At 52.1% G+C, this 16,940-nt stretch carries 5 protein-coding genes; 3 read left to right on the forward strand and 2 right to left on the reverse strand.

The window, feature by feature from the left end:
* Nucleotides 1-122: 122 nt before the first annotated feature.
* The gene (locus ABD949_RS09405; RefSeq protein WP_345242821.1) at nt 123-584 is read left to right on the forward strand and encodes a CHRD domain-containing protein; all 462 of its coding nucleotides are present in this window, start codon (nt 123-125) and stop codon (nt 582-584) included.
* A 92-nt stretch (nt 585-676) separates the two neighbouring features.
* Here the strand turns inward: ABD949_RS09405 and ABD949_RS09410 are convergent, their stop codons facing one another.
* Nucleotides 677-4,540 (reverse strand): hybrid sensor histidine kinase/response regulator transcription factor, encoded by a 3,864-nt coding sequence (locus ABD949_RS09410; protein ID WP_345242823.1) that lies wholly within the window; start codon nt 4,538-4,540, stop codon nt 677-679.
* A gap of 370 nt (nt 4,541-4,910) precedes the next feature.
* Here ABD949_RS09410 and ABD949_RS09415 point away from each other — a divergent pair, with 370 nt between their 5' ends.
* A complete protein-coding gene (locus ABD949_RS09415) occupies nt 4,911-9,056 on the forward strand; it encodes a MopE-related protein (RefSeq protein ID WP_345242825.1) in 4,146 nt (1,381 codons plus the stop codon).
* An 85-nt stretch (nt 9,057-9,141) separates the two neighbouring features.
* On the opposite strand, the gene ABD949_RS09420 is transcribed toward ABD949_RS09415, so the two are convergent.
* Nucleotides 9,142-13,170 carry an ATP-binding protein gene (locus ABD949_RS09420; RefSeq protein WP_345242827.1) on the reverse strand — a complete coding sequence of 1,343 codons (4,029 nt, stop codon included), beginning with the start codon at nt 13,168-13,170 and terminating at the stop codon, nt 9,142-9,144.
* A 251-nt stretch (nt 13,171-13,421) separates the two neighbouring features.
* Here ABD949_RS09420 and ABD949_RS09425 point away from each other — a divergent pair, with 251 nt between their 5' ends.
* Nucleotides 13,422-16,862, forward strand: a complete 3,441-nt coding sequence (locus ABD949_RS09425; RefSeq protein ID WP_345242829.1) for an NHL domain-containing protein — start codon at nt 13,422-13,424, stop codon at nt 16,860-16,862.
* The last annotated feature ends 78 nt before the right edge of the window (nt 16,863-16,940 follow it).

Consider the following 16,940-nt stretch of genomic DNA (forward strand, 5'->3'; position numbering starts at 1 on the left):
TGTCGGAGAAGTTTCATATAACCGTATATAGATTACCTTTAACGGTCTGTTTATTACCGGGACTAGCGGGAGCCAGGCAACATCCGGTAAACTTACAACCCTCTCTCAAAACCTTCGTTCGTATGAAAACCTCTAACGTACTTGTGGCGGCCGTTGTCGTTACCGTTTCCACTCTGTTTACTGCCTGTGTTCAGGATCACCAGGTACCGCTTATCCGGGTAGCCAACGTGACCCTGAGTCCGGATCAGGAAGTGCCACCCAAAAATAGCCCGGCTATGGGTACTGCCAATGTGGTCTTTGATCGAATCACCCACGTGATGAGTTACACCGTTACCTGGAATAATCTGACGGGCAACCCTATTGGGTCTCACATTCACGGGACTGCACCACGGGGTAGAAATGCCGGTATCAGACATGATTTTACCACACCACTGCCTAAAACAACCTCGGGCACTTTCTCCAATAGCGTTATGGTGGATGGCGTTGCTATCAAAGAAGATAGTCTATTGGCCGGCTTTTATTATTTCAATATCCATACCCCTGCCAATCCAGGTGGTGAAATCAGAGGGCAAATAGAATTCTAATTTACCTTACTATACAACGCAAAAGCGCCCGACAGTCATTGGGCGCTTTTGTCTTTAAGCAACTGGCTGGTTTTGCCGTGTAACCCTATGCGTTACTTTGATGGTCGTTCTGACTGCTGTACTACGTAGGATGACGGGGTACAATCGTACAACTCTTTGAAACAGGTCGAGAAATATTGTGGACTCTCAAAGCCTACAGCATAAGCGGCTTCGGCAATGCTGGTACCCGACCTGAGCAACTCGGCCCCGCGTTGCAGCCGGTAGTTGCGGATCAGTTCATTAGGCAGCAAATTACTGACCGCTTTGAGCTTTCGGTTTAACGTCATCCGGCTCATGTTCAATTCCTCTGCCAGGGTATCTACCCCAAACGAAGCATCGTCCAGGTGCCTGCCCAACAGGTCATAAATCCGCTGGAGGAACGGATCGTCTAACCGGGCAGGAATCACATCAGCCGTCAGCGTTTGGCGGATATGGTCGCGCAGCCGCTGCTGGTAGGTTAACCGGTTCTGGATGCGCAGCAGCAGTTCTTCGGCCCCAAAAGGTTTGGTGATGTAGTCGTCGGCACCGTGGCGCAGGCCCGTCAGCCGGCTATCAGGAGCCGAACGGGCCGTCAGTAGCAGCACGCCGATGTGGTTGGTACGCTCGTCCTGCTTCAGGTGCTCACAAAGTTCGAAACCGTCCATTTGCGGCATCATCACATCGGAGACGATCAGGTCGGGAATATTCGTCTGAGCGATCTGCAAGGCATCCTGACCATTATCGGCCCGCCAGACGCGGTAATCGACCTGCCGCAGCAGGTTTTCAATAAAGTCGGCCAGTTCGGTATTATCCTCCGCCAGCAGGATCATCGGACCTTCGGCCAGCGTAGCCGTTTTTGAATTTTCTGTAACGGCGCTGCCCGGTGCCAGATCGGGTTTCTGGCGTATCGGAAGCGATTGGTTTTCAGAAGGACTTATCACGGCCGCTGCCGGTTGTGATAGTAGCGGCAAGCGAACGCTAAACGTAGTGCCTTTACCAATTTCGCTGCTAACCTGCACCTCGCCTTTCAGGAGATCCACCAGTTCCTTCACCAGCGCCAGACCAATACCAGTACCCCGGTAAAGTCGGGTAGACGAGTCATCGCCCTGGTAGAAGCGGTCAAAAATGTGGGGTAACTGCTCCGGGCGGATACCAATGCCGGTGTCGTGGACGGTCAGCATCAATTGCCCATCTGCCCGGCGAGCCTGTAGGTGTACTTCGCCATGAGCGGGGGTAAACTTCAGCGCATTGGCCAGCAGGTTAAACACAATCATTTCCAGCTTTTCCCGGTCAAACCAGCTCTCGTTGACAGTGGGCTCCATATCGGCAGTCAACCGGATCGATTTCTGTTGGGCCTTCGGCTGAAAAGGCTCCACCAGGGAAGTCAGAAACAATCCCAGATCTCCTCTGGACAGGGTTACGGTCATCGCGTCCGCTTCCAGTTTGGCCAGATCCAGCATCTGGTTAATCAGGCGCTGAAGCTGATGGGCATTGCGCTGAATTGTCTCCAGATTTCTGACCTGCTGCGGTTCCCGGATTTCGTTCAGCAACTGCTCGGTAGGGGCTTGAATGAGCGTGAGTGGAGTGCGGAATTCGTGGGTGATATTGGAGAAGAAGCGGGTTTTAATATCATTCAGTCGCCGGAGTTGTTCGGCTTCCCGGCGCTGGAACAACGCTTCCTGCTGTAAACGGGTTTGCTTCAGGCGATACGTAATAAAGCCGTACAAACCAGCGCCCGCTAGCAGCACATAGCCCAGGTAGGCCCACCACGTAGCCCACAACGGTGGCCGGATCGTGATCCGCAGCGTCTTAATGTGAGAACTCCAGACGCCCAGCGTATTGGTAGCGTTTACGCGGAATGTATATTCCCCGGGTGGCAAACCCGTAAACACGGCTGTGCGGGCTTCTCCGGCCGGAACCCATTCGGTATTATAGTTTACTAATTGATAACGATAACGAGTAGCCGAGGGGTCATTGTACTGCATGGCCGCAAATCCCAGGCTGAGGAAATTCTGGTTGTGGGGTAGCGTTAGCTGGTCAGTTTCGTTGATTAAGTGTTGCAGGGGTGAGTTTTCCTGATTGGGTTCTGCCACCTGGTTGTTGATCCATAGTTCCGTTAGCGCAACGGTAGGCTGGTAGTGGTCCTGTTTTTGAATCAAACGTGGTAAGAAACGGGTGATCCCGTCGACCCCACCCATGAAGATAGTTCCGTCGGGCATTCGTACCCCGTGATAGCGATTGAACTCATCGCCCTGCAGCCCATCTTCGGCATAAAATGTAATAACCTTTCCGGAAGCAGGGTCGAAGCGACAAATACCCTTTTTCGTACTCAGCCAGAGAAAGCCAGCTTCGTCGGGTATAATGCAGTAGACCACATCATTAGGCAGGCCATTCTGGGTAGAGTAGCGTGTACATCGTCCCGTTCGTTTGTTGAAATGGCACATGCCCGATTCGGTCGTGGATAGCCAGAGGTAATCGGAACGCTTTGGGTCCTGTACCACCATGAGCAATTTATCGGAGGGCAGTGAAGTCGGTGAATCGGAATGCCGGTACCAGCGTGTCTGACCCGTTCGGCGGTCATAAGCCCACAGACCAGAACCCCAGGTAGGAGCCCAGCAGGTTTGAGCATCTACACTCAGATACATCCGTACAGTGGGAGAAGGTTCTATCGGTAGTAATTGCCATTTCCTGATGTCAGGCTGATAGGAGAACAGGTAATTATCCTGGACTCCCCATAGCGTTTCCTGTGGATCTGACGCTAGGCTGAAGGAACCCAGATTGTCGGCGTTAGGGGGTGGGTTAGGAATTGGTGGCAGACTGATTTCTTCGAACGTTCGGGTTTGGGGACGGTAGTGGTACAGAAAACTTGGATTCGACAGCCACATACTACCGTCGCTTTGTGTCAGGTACCGGATCTGATAAGCCGAGGTCGATTGAAGCCGAGCGGGTATTTGCTCTGGCTTTAAACCGAAATAGCTTGTCAGCAAGTCGGTATGGAAATTTACCTGGTATGGTCCTGGCTGAAACTGAGGTTCCCGCAGGTTAATATAGACCAGACCATAGCCTATTGTCCCGAGCCAAAGCCCCTCGGAGCGGTCGAGCAACAAGCTGGATACGAGTTTAAAGCGGTCACTCTCGTTTGGTAAAGTACCTTTAGGTTCCCAGTTTATCTCTTCCAGGACGGGCTGGTCCCGAAACCGGTAAAGCTGATTGTTGCCGTAGATGTAGGTGTATCCGTGCTGATCATGGGCAATCTGAGTGACTCGTCTGGCCCGCTGGTTGTGAATAATGGGCTTTTCGGGCAAGGTTATGTCCCATTCGGCCATGCCTTGCCGGGACAAAACGACTACCCGTTGCTTCAGACCGGCTACCAGCCGACCGTCCGGCCGGCGCGAAACTCTAAAGACGATGGGTGACGTATTGCCGGGTAGCGGAACAGGCTGAAAACTTCCCTGGTCAGACCGTCGCCTGAAAAGTCCCTTCTCTGTACCAACCCAAAGCGTGCGGTCTTTGTCCTGCCAGATGCCCCATACCGTGTCGGCGGGAAGGGCATTGGGCGATGGCCGGTGAAATGAGGTCAGGTAGGTACGGTCGGGTGAGATGTACTGTAAACCGTGTGAAGCCATACCCAGCCACATGCCGCCGTCCAGATCCGGATGCAGGCAGTTAATGTTGGTTGGTGTACTGAAAAGCTGATTCAACCGGGGAATGTCTACGGACCGAAAACGACCGGTGGCATTGTCCTTAACTGCTAATTGAGTTGTCTCACTCTTAACCCAGAGCTGCTGATGCGCATCCTCCACCAGCATACCAATGTTGCTAAAGGGCAGTGAGGTAGAGTCGCCGGGTACATGGCGGTAAACTTTCACGGTATGCCCATCGTAGCGGCACAACCCATCCTGCGTAGCCGCCCAGATAAAACCACGATGATCCTGCATCAGATTAGGGACAAAGCCCTGGGGTAGCCCGCTGCGCGTATCGAGCAGCCGAGCCGAATGAAACCGTACCTGATTTTGGGCAAGCGCTGGGTAACTAAACAGCAGCCAAAACCACCAATGCTTAAGAAACGAAAAAGCCACAGACCAGACGTCGGAAAAAAAGTTACAAGTACCAAGGCATTCTTACTCGGTAGTTAGCCGGTTGGAGTAGCCGAAGGAGAGTAGTAAGATACGACAAATCCGATACCCTACCAAAGGCCATTTTTTTGGTCTGTTACAAATTTGAACAGATCTGTTACGATTTTGAACGCCCTTTTTCGATTTGAAACAGACCTTTAGGCCAATCATTCAACTAAAGCTCACATTGTATATGACAGGACAATTTACTCAACCGAAGTTGTCTAAGCCCGTACTCCATTTGTACGTCAGAGTTATCCTAAAACGGGTTTTTCTATTCGGCTGGCTACTCACTTTACCGGTATTGGCCTCCGCTCAAACCATCCGCTACGTTAAGGAGGGTGGTACCGGTGATGGTACCAGTTGGGCCAGTGCATCGGGCGACCTACAGGCAATGATCGATGTCTTAGCAGGTACTACGACAGGCGGGGAGGTATGGGTAGCGGCTGGCACCTATAAGCCCACCACCGGCACCGACCGCACCGTGAGCTTTCGGATGAAGAACAATATAGCCATCTACGGGGGCTTTGAAGGAACCGAGAAAGCCCTCAGCCAGCGCCCCGCCATTAATCTAACAACCCCTTCATCTACTACCCTTAGCGGAGACATCGGCACAATAGGGGACAATTCGGATAACAGCTATCATGTTATTTATAACAGTGGAATAAGTAATGCTTTGATGAATGGTTTTGTCGTTACGGCGGGCAATGCTAACCAAAACTTTACTATCTATGGTAATGGGGGAGGTATATACAATAGTAATTCCACTCTAACTGTGGCTAACTGTGTGTTTACCTTTAATCAAGCAGTCGCAGGTGGAGGTATGTACAATAGCAGTGAACAGGGTAATTTTCAGCGCCCTATTGTGTCTAATTGTAGTTTTATCTCGAATAATGCATCGTCGCAAGGTGGGGGCATGTACAATCTCAATTCAATCCCCAGAGTGGATAACTGTAGTTTTAAAGCTAATACAGCCAGTCAAGGTGGGGGGGTAAAAAATGAAAATAGCCATGGAATTTTCTCAAACTGCAGCTTTACATATAATGGTGGTAATGGTGGCAACGGTGGAGGAATGCACAACACTGTTTCTAATCCGGAATTGAATAATTGTGACTTTATCTCGAATACAGGTGGTCTAGGTGGAGGAATATGTAATATTAATTCTCCTTCAAGGCTCACGAACTGCAGCTTTACACTCAATTCGGCTGGTTCTGGCGGAGGGATATACAGTTATCAGAATGGTGTCGATTTTATCTTAACGAACTGCAGCTTTACACTCAATTCGGCTGGTTCTGGCGGAGGTATGTTCAATACTAGTTCCATGGCATCCCTTATTAATTGTGGCTTTATATCCAATACAGCTAGCCAAAATGGCGGTGGAATCTTTAATCGAGCAACCAGGGCTAACTTGACTAATTGTAGTTTTACATCAAATGACGCTGCGTATGGCAGTGCTATATCGGGCGAGTATGATTCGTTTTACCCACCTCCTGTCATGACTAACTGTATCGCCTGGGGAAATGGGGGCAGCCGCACATTTCATAACTCATTGACATCTATGCCAACAACGGTAAGTTATTGCCTGTTTGATGATGCGGTAACAGGTTATACTGGTTCAAATAACATTATCACCACAACTTCGCCTTTTGCCAGCGACGCAGACCTTCGTCTCCGGGCCTGCTCTCCGGCCATTAATGCGGGCAATAATAACTCCAACAGAACCTCAACCGATCTGGCAGGTAACTCTCGTAAAGTAGGTACGATTGATCTGGGAGCTTACGAGTATCAGGAAACCTCCGGCGTACCTATTACCTTTTACGCGGATACAGATGGGGACGGCTATGGCGATGTGTCTCAGACTACTCGGGATTGCTCAGCGCCTGTGGGCTATGTAGTTCAGGCGGGTGACTGTGATGATAATGACGCCAGTGTATATCCGGGAGCTACAGAGGTTTGCGATGGTAAGGATAATAACTGCGATGGGCAGATAGATGAGGGAGCTACGTTAACATTCTATGCCGATACGGATGGAGATGGCTACGGCGATGCTGCTAAAACTACTCAGGCTTGTTCAGCGCCAGCAGGCTATGTGGCTCAGGCAGGTGACTGCAATGATAAAGATGCCAGCATCTACCCAAGGGCTCCGGAAGTTTGTGATGGCAAGGATAATAACTGTGATGGACAATTTGATGAGGGGGTAACGCGCACTTTCTATGCGGATGCGGATAGAGACGGCTACGGCGATGCCAACAATACCATCCAAGCTTGCTCAGCGCCTGTGGGCTATGTAGTTCAGGCGGGTGACTGTGATGATAATGACGCCGGTGTATATCCGGGAGCTACAGAGGTTTGCGATGGTAAGGATAATAACTGCGATGGGCAGATAGATGAGGGAGCTACGTTAACATTCTATGCCGATACGGATGGAGATGGGTATGGTGATGCTGCCCAAACTACTCTAGCCTGCTCAGCACCTAGCGGGTATGTAGCCAATTCTGGGGACTGTAATGATATGGATAAAACCATTTATCCGAATGCCCCCGAGCTTTGTGATGGCAAGGATAATAACTGTGATGGACAGGTAGACGAGGGGGTTAAGCTTACTTTCTATGCCGATACGGATAGAGATGGTTATGGGGATGCCAACAATACCATCCAAACCTGCTCAGCGCCTGTGGGCTACGTAGTTCAGGCGGGTGACTGTGATGATAATGACGCCGGTGTATATCCGGGAGCTACAGAGGTTTGCGATGGTAAGGATAATAACTGCGATGGGCAGATAGATGAGGGAGTTACTATAACCTATTACGCAGATGCCGACGGAGATGGCTATGGCGATGCTGCCAAAACTATCCAGGCCTGCTCAACTCCTGTCGGTTACGTGTCCAATTCGGCAGACTGTAATGATACAGATAAAACCATTTATCCGAATGCCCCCGAGATTTGCGACGGAAAGGATAACAACTGCAATGGGCAGATTGATGAAGGTTTGCCCGGACCAGCCATTACTCTACAACCTGCTAGTACCTCAACTATTTGTGCCGGTTCTACTGCGAGTTTGGTGGTGGCAGCCACAGGTATTGATCTGAAGTATCAGTGGTACAGAACCGGTAGCAGCAACCAACCGGTAACCGGAGCTACTTCTGCCTCTCTAACGTTGAGTAACGCGCAAACGGGTGATGCCGGTACCTACTACTGTGTAGTCACGGGTGCGTGTGGCAATCCCATCAGTACTACTTCCACTGGCTTTACCTTAACGGTTAATTCAGCTACTAGTATAACTATACCACTCCCCGGGACGGCTGTTTTCTGCCCAGGTTCCAATGCAACGTTAACCATCATGACAATGGGTACGAATTTACAGTACCAGTGGTTTAAGGATGGTAAGCGTATGGTTGGGCAGACCTCAGCGACACTGACGTTGCCTAACTTCCAGAACAAAGATGCTGGCTCGTACAATTGCACCATCACAGGCAGTTGCGGCTCAGTGACATCTACCGCCTGTATGCTGTCACTAGGGTCCCCAACGGTAATTACTACTCAGCCCATTGGCAGTATTGCCACCTGCCCCGGTAATACGGTCACCGCTTTGGTCAGCGTCAGTGGTACAGAGTTGCAGTACCAGTGGTATAAAGATGATTTATCAGATGCGAACAGAGTGGTAGGTCAGACTACGGCTACCTTAAGCCTAACCAATATACAGCCCACACAGGCAGGCACCTACTACTGTGTAGTAGTTGGGAAGTGTGGCAATGCAATAGCTTCTACTGGTGTTGTGGTAAGTTTCAAACCAGCTACTTCTATCGCTACTCAACCCGCCAGCAACTCAACTGTTGCTCCCGGATCTTTAGTCACGATTTCGTTAATGGCATTAGGCACAAATTTAAAGTACCAGTGGTATAAGGATGGAGCAAAGATAGGTGGACAGACTACGGCTACACTTAAAATAACCAAGGTGACTAAGAGTGATGAGGGTAACTACACTTGTGTGATAGTAGGAGATTGTGGTACGGTAACCTCATCGGCTTTTGCACTGGCCGTGAGCAATTCGGCTACTCGTATAGGTGTCAATGAGGTTGCCATCCCATTAGAGGTAGACGTGTATCCTAACCCGGCGGTGACCAATACAATTTTGGTACATATCCAAGGGGCGGCTCAGAAGCAGATTTGGCTGCAAATAGTTGATCTGACAGGCAGAGTACTGGCGGAGCATAGCATCAAGGTACAGACGCATCTGCATACCGAAAAGCTGGATATTAGCGGCTCACCAACTGGCATGTTCCTGCTACGGGTAAGTACATCGGAGCAGAGTCAGACCAGGAGGCTGCTCAAACAGTAACTAATAAATTTTACCCGTGTTGTAAACAAGCCCCGCATCTTATAAGGTGCCGGGCTTGTTTTACGAAAAGTATGGGGGTGTTCTATTACTCCACTGATTTCTCCGACCATTTCGCTACGTAAGCAGAGGGGGTACAATCATATAAGTCCTTGAAACAGGTGGCAAAGTACTGCGGACTCTCGAAACCAACAGCATAGGCCGTTTCCGAAATACCCTGGCCCGCCTTCAGCAGCTCAACAGCCCGCTGCAGCCGGTAATTGCGGATCAGTTCATTCGGCGATAAATCGCTGACGCCTTTCAGCTTGCGGTATAGGCTGGTCCGGCCTACCCCAAGTTCTTCGGCTAACTGGTCTACGCCAAACGTACTATTGTCCAGGTGCCGGCCCAATATGTTGTATACCCGCTGTAAAAACGGATCTGCCAGTTGGTTCGGTACAACATCGGCGGTGAGGGTTTGTCGCAGGTGTTCGCGCAGCCGCTGCTGGTAGGTTAACCGGTTTTGGATGCGCAGCAGCAGTTCTTCGGCCCGGAAAGGCTTGGTAATATAATCATCCGCACCCTGCCGCAGACCGGTCAGGCGGCTGTCGGGGGCGGAGCGGGCCGTGAGCAGCAGCACCCCGATGTGGTTGGTGCATTCATCCTGCTTCAGATGCTCACAAAGCTCGAAGCCGTCCATGCGGGGCATCATCACGTCGGAGACGATCAGGTCGGGAATGTTGGTCCGGGCAATTTCCAGCGCATCCTCGCCGTTGTCGGCCCGCCAGACGCGGTAGTCGGCCTGCCGCAGCAGACTCTCCATAAAATCGCCAAGCTCGGTATTATCTTCGGCCAGCAGGATCATCGGTCCTTTGGCCAGCGTGGCCGGGTCTGGGGCATTGGCCCTATCCTTACCGGAAAGAGCCACTATGGATTCCGGCTGGAGGGGAGGGAGAACCACACTCTCGGGCAGCGTCGGCAAGCCTTCCGGGGCATGGGTCAGTATAGGGATGCGAACGACAAAAGATGTACCCTTGCCCGGTTCACTGCTAACCTGCACTTCGCCGTTCAGTAAGTCCACCAGTTCTTTCACCAGCGCCAGCCCAATACCTGTTCCCTGGTACAGTCGGCGGACAGAAGTATCGCCCTGGTAAAACCGGTCAAAGATATAGGGCAACTGCTCCGGGCCGATACCAACGCCCGTATCACGGACGGTAAGCGCCAATTGTCCGGACGTTTGGTGTGCGGTGAGGTATACTTCGCCGTTGGCGGGGGTAAACTTTAGGGCGTTCGACAGCAGGTTATAGACAATCCGTTCCAGCTTCTCCTGGTCAAACCAGCTTTCCTCAGGCGTGGGGGTAATGTCGACCTGTAGCCGGATCGATTTCTGCTTCGCCTTCGGCTGGAAGGGCTCCGCCAGACTACTCAAAAACGTACCCAGGTTACCTCGCGACAGGCTCACCGTCATGGCCTTGGCTTCCAGCTTGGCCAGGTCCAGCAGTTGATTAATCAGCCGCAGCAACTGGTCGGCGTTGCGGTGGATGGTACCAGCCAGTTTCCGACGGGCCGGTACCGGTATGTCGGCTTCCTGCTCCAGGGTTTCGGCCGGGGCCAGAATGAGCGAGAGTGGAGTCCGGAATTCATGGGTAATGTTGGAGAAGAAACGGGTCTTCAGCTCATCGACCGCCCGGAGCTGTTCGGCTTCCCGGCGTTGGAACAGGGCTTCCTGCTGCAACCGCGTCTGCTGGAGCCGGTACCGGATAAAACCGTACAGGGCACCAACGGCCAGCAATGCATAGCCCAGGTAGGCCCACCAGGTAGCCCACCAGGGCGGCCGGATGGTAATCCGCAGTGTTTTGACATGTGGACTCCACACGCCCAGCGTATTGGTGGCATTGACGCGGAAGGCGTACTCGCCCGGTGGCAGGCCCGTAAACACGGCCGTGCGGGATTCTCCGGCCGGCACCCAGTCATCAGTATAGTTTTCCAACTGGTACCGGTAGCGGATCGCCGAGGGATTATTATACTGCATGGCCGCAAACCCGAGGTTGATAAAGTTCTGATTGTAGGGCAGCGTGATTCGCTCTGTTTCATTAACCGTCTGCCGGAGCAGCGAACCTGTGGACTTTGGTTCCACCAATTGGTTATTCACCCATAACTCAGTCAGCGAAACGGCAGGCTGGTAGTTGTCAAGTTGCTGAATGCTGCGGGGCGAAAACCAGGTGCTGCCGTCGACGCCACCCATATAGATAGTACCATTCGGCATGCGCAGGCCGTGAAAGCGGTTGAACTCATTGCCCTGCAGCCCATCTTCGGCGTAGAACGGAATGACCTGCCTGGTAACAGGGTCGAACCGGCAGATGCCTGTGTTGGTACTCAGCCATAGGAGACCAGCTTCATCGGGAATGATGCAGTAGACCACATCGTTGGGCAGGCCGGTCTGGGTCGAGTAGCGGGTACAGGCTCCCGTTCGTTTGTTAAATTGGCACATACCCGCTCCGGCCGTAGCGATCCAGAGCAAATCGGGCTGTTTGGGGTCCTGTACGAGGCTCAGCAGATTATCCGAGGGCAGCGAGGTGGGCGAGGCCGACTGCCGGTACCATCGGGTCCGGCCGGTTCGGCGGTCATAGGCCCATAAGCCGGAGCCGGCGGTGCTGACCCAGCAGGTCTGGTCATCTACGACCATATCCAGCCATTCGGAAGGGGGTGGACTTACCCGAATAAACTGCCACTGACGGGTGGTGGGCCGGCAGGAAAACAGGTAACTGTCTTTAAACCCCCAAAGCACGCCCTGCCGGTCTGTGGTCAGGGTGAGCGTACCAAAGCCCCCATGGGCATGCCTTGTTGTTGGGTCGTCGGCAGGTTCAAGCAGTTCAAAGGTTCGGGTGTTGGGCCGGTAGTGGTAGATGGACCCCCTCGATGATATCCACAGGCTGTTATCGGGTTGGGGCACGTACCGTATGTTGTAGGAGTACGCTATCTGAAGCCGCTCGGGGATTTCGGCCGGTTTCAGATTATAGTACTTGGTCAAGAGGTCAGTATGAAAATTGATGGTATAAGGTTTCGACTGAAATAAGGGTTCCCGCAGGTTTATATAGACCAGGCCGTAGCCGATGGTGCCGATCCAGAGCCCTTCGGAGCGGTCGATGAGCATACTGGCCATGAGCTGAAAATATCCTTTTCCGGCCTGTGCAATACCCTGGGGTTCCCAGTCTACTTCTTCCAGTGTTTGCGGATTCCGAAACCGGTAGAGTTGCCGGTCGTTATAAATATAGCTGTACCCCTGATGATCGTTGGTTATGGCACTGACCCGGCCAATATTATCTGTACCAAAATGATTCACCTTGATACTGCTGGGGAGTGACGCCGAAGGCGAGGCCGGCAGGCTGATATCCCACTCGGGGCGGTTCTGTTTGGATAGCACCAGAACCCGGTTTTTCATACCAAGCACCAGACGTCCGTCGGGCCGGCGGGCGAGGCTAAAAACGGTCTGCCGGCTGTCGCCCGGCAACGCAAGCCGGCCAAAACGGGTCTCGCCCGGTTTACGGCGAAACAATCCCCCGTCGGTTGCGGCCCACACGGTTCGGTCGGTGTCCTGCCAGAAGGCATTTACCCCCTGATCTGGCTCCGGCGACAGGGAATGGAGCGTCAGGTGCTTTTGATCGGGTGAGATGTACCCAAAGCCGTGCGGCCGTACATCCAGCCACATACCACCGTCGGCATCCGGGTACAGGCAGTTGCTTTCGGCTTTAGTGTCCTGTATTTGCTGCAGGCGGGGGATAGTAACCGGCCGGAAACGGCCAGTTTCATACTCCATCACCGCCAGTTGATGGGATTCGCTCTTCACCCAAAGCCGGTGCCGGGCATCCTGGACAACCATCCGTACATTGTTGAACGGTAAGGAAGTTGAGTCGCCGGGGATATGCCGGTAGACCGTAAACGTATGGCCATCGTAGCGGCACAAGCCATCTTTAGTAGCGAGCCAGATAAAGCCCCGGTGGTCCTGGATCAGGCTGGGAATAAAACCCTGAGGGAGTCCGCTGCGGGTATCGAGCAGCCGCGCCGAATGAAAGCGTATCGGACTTTTCGCCAGGCTGGTATAGCTAAGCACCAGCCATAACCACCATACGTGCCTCATAGATCAACCAGGATTTTGCTAAGTAAAACTGACAATAAAAGTCCGGAGTTTTATGAACGTAATCGCAACCTGAAAGCCGTGCAATCGGCCCCTATCAGCAATATACGAAAGTTTTGGCCGAAACAACCCCGTAAGTAGATTCCTGTATTTCAGCCAGTGGTACAATTTTGAACAACTCTGGAACGCGTTTGAACGCCCTTCTGCGGTCGGAACGGGACCTTTAGTCTGTTCTTTAACATTTTTTTATCGCTATGAACAGACAATTTACTTCCTCCCGGCCGGCCGGTCGACTCGGTTCTTTTAACCTCAAGCATTTCTTATTATGCGTATTTCTGCTGGGGTGGCTATTCAGCATTCCTTGCGGTGTTTCTGCTCAGATTATCAGTACCTTTGTCGGTGGAGGAGTTGGGGACGGAGTAATCGCTACAGGTGCCGTAATAAACAATCCAACCGGCGTAGCGGCAGATGCCTTCGGAAACATATACATCGCCGACAAGGGAAATCACCGTATACGCAAAGTAGATGCCAGCAATGGAACCATCAGTACCATTGCTGGTACAGGAGTACCTGGCTTCAGTGGTGATGGCGGATACGCTACCAGTGCTCAACTGAATAATCCAATCGGTGTGGCGATAGATGGCGCTGGTAATCTCTATATCGCGGATAATGCCAACCATCGCATTCGTAAGGTTAGCACCTGCGGTATTATTACCACCGTAGCGGGCACGGGTACGGCTGACTTTGGGGGTGATGGCGGAAATGCCACGCAGGCGACACTGAACGGACCTGTAGGCGTTGCCTTGGACATAGACGGTAACATGTTCATTTCCGACATCAATAATGGACGTATCCGCAAGGTCAACACTAGTGGTATTATCAGCACGGTAGCCGGTGGAGGCACTACACTCGCTGATGGAATAGAGGCCACGACTGCCAAGCTGCAAAGCCCTTCAGGGATTGCTCTTGACGCTACTGGAAATCTCTTCATCGCCGATCAAGTCAATAACCGCATTCGTAAAGTCAATCCGAGTGGAATTATCAGTACTGTAGCCGGTAGTGCACCGTTTACGCCTGGTTTCAGCGGTGACGGTGGAAGCGCTACCAGTGTACGCCTATTCTACCCGATAGGTTTAGCTGTCGATGAAGCTGGCAATGTTTTTTTTGCCGACTATGGTAATGAGCGTATTCGTATGGTCAATACCAGCGGGATCATCAGTACCATAGCTGGTGGTGGCAGTAGTACTGGTGATGAAACAGCTGCGACCAGTGTAAGCCTGGCAGGCCCTACCGCCGTAGCTATTAATGGAACCGGGAGACTGCTTATTGCAGAGTTAGATAATAACCGAATACGCAGGTTTACCATTGGTGGTATAATTAGTACGGTTGCCGGTAATGGCAGCACTACGTTTGGGGGAGATGGGGGCAGTGCTGTTGAGACCATTTTAAACAGTCCGGTTGCCATAGCCGCCGATGCCGCCGGTAACTTCTTTATTGCGGATGGAGCGAACAATCGAATCCGTAAGGTAAACGTGAGCGATGGTACCATCAGCACCGTAGCTGGTACGGGATCAGCCACCGCCAGTGGTGATGGAGGCAGTGCGCTCAATGCCGGGCTGAGACCAAGCGGTCTGGCTTTCGATGCCGCTGGTAACCTGTACATTGCTGAGCGGTTCAACCACCGTATTCGCAAAGTCACAATCGATGGAATCATTAGCACAGTGGCGGGCACCGGAACAGCCGGTTTCTTGGGTGATAACGGACTCGCTACCAGTGCCCGACTAAATGAGCCGCTGGCCATTGCGGTGGATGGTGCCGGTAACCTCTACATTGCCGACCGGGCAAATAACCGCATTCGTAAAGTTGATAAAGATGGATTCATCAGTACCATAGCCGGTACAGGGACAGCTGGCTTCAGCGGTGATGGGGACAAGGCCAAATTGGCTCAATTAAACAAACCTAATAATGTAGCGGTGGATGGTGCCGGTAATTTGTACTTCTCCGATGATGCTAACAATCGTATTCGCAAGATTAATGCCGATGGAGCCATCAGCACTGTAGTCGGAAATGGAACAGGTGGATTTGGTGGAGATGGCGGAGAGGCCCTTAGTGCAAGTCTTCACAGCCCTTATGGGGTTGCGATAGATGCGTTAGGGAATATATTTATTGCCGATCTGCAAAATCACCGCATCCGCAAAGTTCTGATCCATAATAACAGGATCAGCACCGTAGCGGGTAAAGGTGGGCCTTCATTCAGTGGTGATGGTGGAGCAGCGACTAGTGCGAATATCAACCAGCCAACGGGAGTATTCGTTGATGCCGCCGGTAATCTCTTTATTGCTGACAGGCTTAACAATCGTATCCGCAAAGTTACAGTGGGTCCAGCTCCGACAATTATCATAGGGACAATTCCAGGTATATGTCCGGGCTCAGCCTCCTTCCAGATTCCATTTACCAACACCACCAACGATCCTGATCAGTATCGGGTAACGGGTGTGGGTATCAACAATGAGCAAACCGGTAGTTTGTCGGGTTCGTCAGGAGTTATCACCGTTAATATTGATCCAACCACATTTACAGGGAGCTATACCCTGCTGGTTAGCAATACTACTACCGGTGCTATTTCCTCTCCTATTTCCGGTAGTGTGGCTATAGAGCATTCGCTTGCTGCTGTTACCAGTATTGTAACCGGTACTAATCCGCAGGCGATTTCTACTCCGTTTGCGATTACGGCTACGGTAAGTAGTCCGGGAAACAACGAAAGCGTTACCGTTAACTGGGGAGACGGGACTTCCTCCGTGGCGAGTGTTTTGCCGGACGGGAGAGTTTCTGCGACGCGTAGTTATTCGGCTGCGGGTGTGTACGTAATCCAAATTACTGCCAAAAACGTTTGCGGAGTAACTGTACCCGAAACGTTTAAATATGCAGTGGTGTACGACCCCAGCGCTGGATTTGTCACCGGTGGCGGCTGGATTAACTCGCCAGCCGGGGCCTATAGTGACAATCCGGCCTTGACGGGCGTAGCCACCTTTGGCTTTGTAGCAAGGTACCAGAAGGGGGCCACCAAACCAACCGGTAACACTGATTTTCAGTTTGAGGCCGGGGCGCTTAGCTTTAAGAGTACAGCCTATGAATGGCTGACGGTGGCCGGTGCCAGAGCCCAGTTTAAAGGAACGGGTACCATCAACGGGGCGGATATCTATAGCTTTATGCTGACGGCCGTTGATGGACAAGTCAACGGGGGCGGTAATAAAGATAAATTTCGGATCAAGATCTGGAACGGGGCTGGTGTGTTCTATGATAACAAGATGGGTGCAACAGATGACTACGACATAACGCAGGATAACAATCTGCTAATTGGTGGCGGGTCTATTATGGTGCATACTACTGACAGCAAAAAAGCACGGGAGGGACTGGAGCCGGTGCTGACGGCAGATGCCCTGGTGCTCCGCAACTATCCGAATCCGGTCGAAGGACAGACTAGCATCGAATTCATGCTGCCGCAGGGGGGCGCGTACTCGCTGGATATTCAGGATTTGAAAGGGGCACTGGTGCGGCACCTAAAGGCCGGACAGGCACAGGCAGGTGAGGTACAGCAGGTGAACTGGGAAGCCCGGCAGAAACCAGCCGGATTGTACATTGGACGACTCACAACGGAGCATGGGGTTAAAGCGATCAGGATGCTGGTGAAGTAATCTTAATACCAGCAAAGAGTCGGTAAAAGCAAAAAGGCTATTCACCTGCCGGGTGGGTAGCCTTTTTGCTTTTGTGCC

The sequence above is a fragment of the Nibrella saemangeumensis genome, from assembly GCF_039541915.1.
Taxonomy (GTDB): domain Bacteria; phylum Bacteroidota; class Bacteroidia; order Cytophagales; family Spirosomataceae; genus Nibrella; species Nibrella saemangeumensis.

Coding starts and splice junctions, on each gene's coding strand:
- ABD949_RS09405 (WP_345242821.1), top strand. CDS start 123: ATGAAAACCTCTAACGTACTTGTGGCGGCCGTTGTCGTTACCGTTTCC.
- ABD949_RS09410 (WP_345242823.1), bottom strand. CDS start 4,540: ATGCAGGATCATCGTGGTTTTATCTGGGCGGCTACGCAGGATGGGTTG.
- ABD949_RS09415 (WP_345242825.1), top strand. CDS start 4,911: ATGACAGGACAATTTACTCAACCGAAGTTGTCTAAGCCCGTACTCCAT.
- ABD949_RS09420 (WP_345242827.1), bottom strand. CDS start 13,170: ATGAGGCACGTATGGTGGTTATGGCTGGTGCTTAGCTATACCAGCCTG.
- ABD949_RS09425 (WP_345242829.1), top strand. CDS start 13,422: ATGAACAGACAATTTACTTCCTCCCGGCCGGCCGGTCGACTCGGTTCT.